Source organism: Myxococcus sp. CA039A (assembly GCF_013336645.1).
In the GTDB taxonomy this organism is placed as follows: domain Bacteria; phylum Myxococcota; class Myxococcia; order Myxococcales; family Myxococcaceae; genus Myxococcus; species Myxococcus llanfairpwllgwyngyllgogerychwyrndrobwllllantysiliogogogochensis.
The window spans coordinates 1-1,217 of the sequence record NZ_JABUMQ010000675.1 but is presented as its reverse complement, the minus strand read 5'-3'; the positions used below and the strand labels follow the sequence as shown (position 1 = coordinate 1,217).

Annotated in this window: 2 protein-coding genes; both read left to right on the top strand. The window is 52.6% G+C overall.

All coding sequences use genetic code 11. The annotated features are described in order from the left end of the window. Positions 1 to 64 precede the first annotated feature (64 nt). Positions 65 to 667 (top strand): sigma-70 family RNA polymerase sigma factor, encoded by a 603-nt coding sequence (locus HR086_RS46960; protein ID WP_171450180.1) that lies wholly within the window; start codon positions 65 to 67, stop codon positions 665 to 667. 296 nt (positions 668 to 963) lie between these two features. After that, positions 964 to 1,131: a hypothetical protein gene (locus HR086_RS46955; RefSeq protein WP_174468923.1), complete on the top strand. Its 168-nt coding sequence runs from the start codon at positions 964 to 966 to the stop codon at positions 1,129 to 1,131. Positions 1,132 to 1,217 lie beyond the last annotated feature (86 nt).

Sequence of the window (1,217 nt, the reverse complement as noted above, 5' to 3'; positions counted from 1 at the left end):
AAGTGACGACGTCGGAGACCGAGGCGGAATTTTTCAGATCGATCAATGAGGAGGGGCTGACACGATGACCGAGCAACAAGCCATAGAGCAACTGTCCACATATCGCCAAAAGCAGGCCCGGCTGCAAGTCCTATCGACGTATAGTGTCGGCGCCGGTATCACGGTAAGCCGGCTTAACGAGGACGATCATCTGCGGGAGTTGCATGCAAAGCTGCGCGGCCTGCCGTCGTACATGTATTTGACAAAACGCGAGCAGCAGTTGGAGTCCGTCGCCCATGCCTACCTTACGAGATATCCGGCCGGAACCCGGGCGCAATTGGCGGCGGTGCCGACCCGTGGAGCAGACGAGGAGGATGAAAAGTTACTCCAGGAGATCCGGGGCAAGATCAAGAAGGTGATTGCTGCACGCGGATGGGAAATGGACGATTTGGATGCTGTGCTGGAGCGCGTGGCGGAATACCAGGACTTGAAAACGGAGATTGAACGGATCGATACGGTGCTGGCGGCGTTGGAAGCGTACAAGCCGGGGTACGCAAAGCTGTTGAGAATCCATTATCTAGACGGAAAACCATGGGACGAAACGGCGCGAGAGTTGAACGTCTCGAAAGATGTTTTCTACCGGTGGAGGAAGAAAGCTCTTGAAGAGTACGAAAAAATAGCGAAATAAATGCGAATAAATAGAGAACACAAGCCATGTCAACCCGTGCTAATATGGTATTGTGCAAGAATTGTATACGATGCTTAAAGGACGCCGCAAGAGGCATCGTAACGGGGCTGATGCTATCGCTGCCTATTTGGTCGCTTGTTATTTGCTTATTCCTCTATTTTCGATAGCAGGCCGCTTCTGCCGATCCTCCTCCTTTCGGTGTTCCACCGTGATCCCAGCGGGAAAGAGGCGAGCCTTGGGAGCGCACGCCGGCCGCGTCAAAGCGCCGGCGGCTTATGCTTTTTATTAGAGGGGTGATGAAAGTGAAGAAAGGCGATACGGTGAAACACAAAGACGTACACATTCAAGGCGAGGTCGTGCAGATCGACAAGGCCGAAAAAGGTGAGCAACCCGTTGTTCACGTTAGATGTGAAGGTGGCACCTACTATGATCCAATGGATCGTTGGGAGCCGGTTAAGAAGTGAAGCGGTGGGCAAGAGCATTCTATAAGTCTATAGCGTGGCGACAATGTCGTGACGCTTATTTTGTTTTCAGGCATGGACTCTGTGAG

Excerpts from the sequence above, each read along its gene's own strand:
- HR086_RS46960 (WP_171450180.1), top strand. The coding sequence starts at position 65 with ATGACCGAGCAACAAGCCATAGAGCAACTGTCCACATATCGCCAAAAG.
- HR086_RS46955 (WP_174468923.1), top strand. The coding sequence starts at position 964 with ATGAAAGTGAAGAAAGGCGATACGGTGAAACACAAAGACGTACACATT.